Genomic DNA, 4,872 nt, shown 5'->3' with positions numbered 1-4,872 from the left:
TGGCCGGGCCGCGCACCATCAGGTGCCCGAACGCCTTGCCATCCGAGGGAAGCTCGTTGCCATCATCATCGGTGATCTTCATTTCAACCGTGTAGATGGCGCGGCCCTGCTTCACCTTCACATCGATCTGCTTTTCAAGCGGCCAGTCTTCCATGCCCGCCTTCAGCGCACCTAGCGTGCCCATGGGCGACATTTCCGTCATGCCCCAGGCATGGAACACTTTCACATCATACTTCTTCTCGAAGACCTCGATCATGGAGCGCGGTGCCGCCGAGCCGCCAATGACGACGCGATTAAGCGCGGGAAGCTCCGCACCCGTTTTTTCGAGATATTGCAGAAGCATGAGCCACACCGTCGGCACCGCCGCCGTGACCGTCACCTTTTCGGTGTCGAGAAGCTCATAGATGCTCTGCCCGTCCATATTTGCGCCGGGCATGACGATCTTCGCGCCAACGGCGGGCGCAGCAAACGCAATACCCCAGGCATTCGCATGGAACATGGGCACTACGGGCAAAATACTGTCCGTGGATTTCATGCCGAGCGCATCACCCATATTCGCGGCCATCGAATGAAGCACATTCGAGCGGTGCGAATAGAGAACCCCCTTCGGGTTGCCCGTCGTGCCGGAGGTGTAGCAGAGACCGCAGGCAGCGTTCTCATCCACTTCCGCCCATTTGAAATTACCGTCCTCCGCCTCAACGATCTCTTCGAAGCAGAGCACATTCGGCAGCTTCGTCTCCGGCATGTGGGCCCGGTCCGTCATGATGACGTAGGACTTCACATTGGGCAGCTTGTCGGCAATCGCCTCAAGGATCGGCACGAAGGTAAGATCGAGGAAGATGATCTTATCTTCTGCGTGGTTGATGATGTAAACGAGCTGCTCGGCAAAGAGGCGCGGGTTCAGCGTGTGGCACACTGCGCCCATGCCCATGATGCCGTACCAGGCTTCGAGGTGGCGTGCGGTGTTCCAGGCCATCGTGGCGACGATATCGCCTTCCTTGATGCCGAGCCGGGTCAGAGCCTGCGCCACCTTGCGCGCGCGCAGATGGACCTCACGATAGGTGGTGCGTGTTATCGGCCCTTCAATCGAACGCGTCACGATCTCACGATCGCCGTGGAAACGCGCTGCATGGTCAATGATCGTGCTGACCCGCAGCGGCCAATCCTGCATCAATCCCTTCATGGGTTCTGTTCCCTCGTCCTTGTTTTTTGACGCCGGGGCTTCCCGGCTTTTTCTCGTTTGCGGGCAGTCTAGCGGCGAAGCGGGGGCCGGACAACGCCGCTGCCAGCCTGCCGCGAATCCTTGCCTGTGGTCGCGCGGCCCCTTCTAATGGGCCCAATAACACCGGAACAGGGGACCTCCATGACCGACCTTCATTTCCGCTCTGCCTCCGAGCTTGGCCGCATGATCCGCCGGGGCGAGATTTCGAGCGCCGAACTCCTCGATCACTTTATTGCGAGGATCGAAAAGCTTGACGGAAAGCTCAATGCCGTGGTGGCGCGGGATTTCGACCGGGCACAGAGCCTTGCCCGAGCGGCCGATGAGGCGCGGACACGGGGCGAGACTCTCGGGGCCCTGCATGGCCTGCCCGTGACCATCAAGGATGCCTATGAGGTGGAGGGGATCACTTCAACAGGGGGCAACCCGCTCTGGAAAGACCATGTGCCCGCCCGCAGCGCCACCGCCATCGAGCGGCTGCAGCGCGCTGGCGCTATCGTCATGGGCAAGACCAACGTGCCTTTCCTCTCCGGCGATCTTCAGACCTATAATGATATTTACGGCACGACCAATAATCCTTGGGCGTTGGAATGTGGACCGGGCGGCTCTTCCGGCGGCTCTGCGGCCTCGCTTGCGGCGGGCTTTGCCGCTGCCGAATTCGGCTCCGATATTGGCGGCTCCATCCGCACGCCCGCGCATCTCTGCGGCGTGTTCGGCCATAAGCCCACCTTCAACATCGTGCCGAAGCGCGGGCACCTGCCCGGCCCCCCCGGCGCGCTCTCAGACAGCGATCTTTCCGTGGCAGGCCCGCTTGCCCGCAGCGCGGAGGATCTGCGTCTCCTGCTATCGCTTACCGCCGGGCCGGACTGGGACAATGCAGCGGGCTGGAAACTCGACCTGCCGCCTGCCCGCGCAAAGAGCCCGAAGGAGCTTCGTGTCGCTGTCTGGATCGAGGATGAGTTCTGCGACATCGACAAGGAAAGTGTGGGCCTCCTCACCAATGCCGCAAAGGCGCTTGAGGATGCAGGCGCCAATGTGGACTGGCAGGCGCGCCCTGCGCTCACGCTCGCCGAAATCACCGAATGTTATCTCGTCCTGCTCCATGCGCAGATCGGCGCGGGCATGCCGCAAAGCGTTCGCAATCACTGGGCGGAACTGCGCAAGAGTTTCGCCGCTGACGACAAGAGCCACGCCGCATTGCAAGCGATTGGCGGCACACTCTCGCTTGCCGAGCGCGTGATCTGGAAGGAAGTGCAGGCGCAGATGCGCTGGAAGTGGCATGAGTTCTTCAAGAGCTATGACGTGGTGCTCTCGCCCGTTCTGATGCGCACCGCGTTTGAGCATGACCACCAGTCGAACTGGCACAAGCGCGTGTTGGAGGTGAACGGCGTGAAGCGCCCCTATATGGATGTGCTTATCTGGGCCGGCCCCGCCGTTGTCGGCTATCTCCCCGCTTCTGTCGCGCCGGTGGGCGTGACAAGTGAGGGCAAGCCCGTCGGCATCCAGATCATCGGCCCGCATCTGGAGGATTACACAACAATTGCGGTGGCGGAGATGCTTGAAGAAATCCTTGGTGGTTTCACGCCGCCGAAGGGGTGGTGAGCGCGCCCTTTGACACTCTCTCCCCGCCCGTCCCATTATGCGGGAAATGCAGCCACACGCAGTCGAGGAATACTCGCATGAGCCTGTCTAACGCCGCCGTTCGCGACATCGAGACGGTGATCCATCCCTATACTAATCTCGATACGTTCCGCACGACCGGGCCGATGATCATCGAGCGCGGGGAAGGCATCTATGTCTATGACAATGGCGGCAACAAATATATCGAGGGGCTGGCCGGGCTCTGGTGCACCTCGCTCGGCTACAACGAGCAGGAGCTGATCGACGCGGCGACGGAACAGTTTCGTCAGGTGCCTTTCACGCATGTCTTTGGCGGCAAGAGCCATGAGCGCGCGGCGGAAGCGGCGGAACGCTTGAAGGCGATTGCGCCCCACGCGGCTTCCAAGGTTCTCTTCTGCGGTTCCGGTTCCGAAGCGAATGACCAGCAGGTGAAGCTTGTCTGGTATTACAACAACGCGCTGGGCCGCCCGAAGAAGAAGAAAATCATCTCGCGCAATCGCGGCTATCACGGCGTGACCATCGCTTCCGCCTCGCTGACTGGCCTGCCTGCGAACCATCGTGATTTCGATCTGCCGATTGAAGGCGTACTTCATACCGATTGCCCGCATTACTACCGCTATGCGGAGCCGGGCGAGACGGAAGACGAGTTCACGACCCGGCTTGCTAAGAACCTTGAGGATATGATTATCCGCGAAGACCCGGACACGGTTGCGGCCTTCATCGCCGAGCCGATCATGGGGGCGGGCGGTGTTGTCATTCCGCCTGCGGGCTACTTCGAAAAAATCCAGGCCGTTCTGAAGAAGTACGACATTTATTTCATCGCCGATGAAGTGATTTGCGGCTTTGCGCGCACGGGCAACATGTTCGGTTCCGAGACATTCAACATGAAGCCGGATTCAATCTCCGTCGCGAAGGCGCTTTCATCCGCCTATTTCCCCATCGCAGCCATCACGGTGGGCGAGGAGATGTATCAGGCGATGATCGACGAGAGCAAAAAGATCGGCACCTTCGGCCACGGCTTCACCTATACGGCCCATCCGGTGGGCGCGGCTGTTGCGGCGAAGACGCTCGAAATCTACGAGAAGCGCAACATTGTCGGCCATGTGCGTTCGGTGCAGGACGCCTTTGAAGGGCGCATCGCGCGGCTTGGAGACCACCCGCTTGTGGGCCATGCCCGCGCAAAAGGCCTGATCGGCGCGGTGGAGCTTGTCGCGGACAAGGCCTCGAAACGCAGCTTTGACGCAGCCGCAGGCATTGGTGCCGCCGTTGTGAATGCCGCCCAGAATCATGGCCTCATCGTGCGCGGCCTTGCGGGCGATATCGTCGCCTTCTGCCCGCCCCTCATCATCACCGAAGAACAGATCGGCGATATGTTCGACGCGATGGAAAAGGCGCTGGATGATGTGGAAGCCCATGTGACGAAGGAAGGCCTTCGCAACGCCTGATGCCCGAGCTTCGCTACCAGCTTGCCTTTGAAGGCACTGTCTCGCCGGAAGACGAGATGGGCGCGCGCATGTTGATTGATGCAAGCGCGGCCGTTTCCGCCGGTTGTGACCCCGCATTTGCGCAGGACGCTCCCGCCACGATCAATGCCGTGGTGGAGGCGGATGAATATGGCGGCTTCACAGAAACCGGCGAGATCAATTTTCGCGCAGGCACCATCCGCTACCAGTCGCGCGGCGAAGGCTTCATCGAGCCGACGATCGAGGATGACAAGCAGCAAGGCTGCGTCATCCGCGCCGTACAGGGAGGCACCGGCATTTTTGAGAATGCGAGCGGCTATATCGTCTCGACCTTCACGGTCAGCGAGAATGCCGTCATCCGAGACAGCCAGAGCGCGGCGATCTTCACAAAGTGAGGCCTGCGCGCCTAAACATGCTGGCCACCATTGATCTGGATTTCCGCGCCGTTTACATAGCTCGACTGATCCGTGCACAGAAAATATATCGTGCGGGCCACTTCCTCAGGCGTGCCGAGGCGGCGCATGGGAATTTCAGCGACGATCTTGTCTGTTCCCGGCGAGAGGATCGCCG

At 60.6% G+C, this 4,872-nt stretch carries 5 protein-coding genes; 3 read left to right on the top strand and 2 right to left on the bottom strand.

All coding sequences use genetic code 11. The features are described 5' to 3' along the window. On the bottom strand, nt 1-1,183 hold a 1,183-nt coding region (locus WBF74_RS11030), incomplete at its 3' end, for an AMP-binding protein (RefSeq protein WP_424439539.1). Between the two features lie 180 nt (nt 1,184-1,363). Here WBF74_RS11030 and WBF74_RS11025 point away from each other — a divergent pair. From WBF74_RS11025 to WBF74_RS11015, 3 genes are all read left to right on the top strand, one after another. Next, nucleotides 1,364-2,821 carry an amidase gene (locus tag WBF74_RS11025; protein WP_424439536.1) on the top strand — a complete coding sequence of 486 codons (1,458 nt, stop codon included), beginning with the start codon at nt 1,364-1,366 and terminating at the stop codon, nt 2,819-2,821. 77 nt (nt 2,822-2,898) lie between these two features. Beyond that, nucleotides 2,899-4,284, top strand: coding sequence for an aminotransferase (locus WBF74_RS11020; RefSeq protein ID WP_424439533.1), 1,386 nt, complete (start codon nt 2,899-2,901; stop codon nt 4,282-4,284). Next, a complete protein-coding gene (locus WBF74_RS11015; protein WP_424439530.1) occupies nt 4,284-4,697 on the top strand; it encodes a hypothetical protein in 414 nt (137 codons plus the stop codon). Before WBF74_RS11020 ends, WBF74_RS11015 begins: the two co-directional genes overlap by 1 nt. Before the next feature lie 11 nt (nt 4,698-4,708). Here WBF74_RS11015 and WBF74_RS11010 read toward each other — a convergent pair. Beyond that, on the bottom strand, nt 4,709-4,872 hold a 164-nt coding region (locus tag WBF74_RS11010; RefSeq protein WP_424439542.1), incomplete at its 5' end, for an SDR family oxidoreductase.

It is taken from the genome of Parvibaculum sp., from assembly GCF_049672805.1.
Taxonomy (GTDB): Bacteria; Pseudomonadota; Alphaproteobacteria; order Parvibaculales; family Parvibaculaceae; genus Parvibaculum.
Note: the sequence above shows the minus strand (reverse complement) of the source record. Positions and strands in the feature narration are given on the sequence as shown.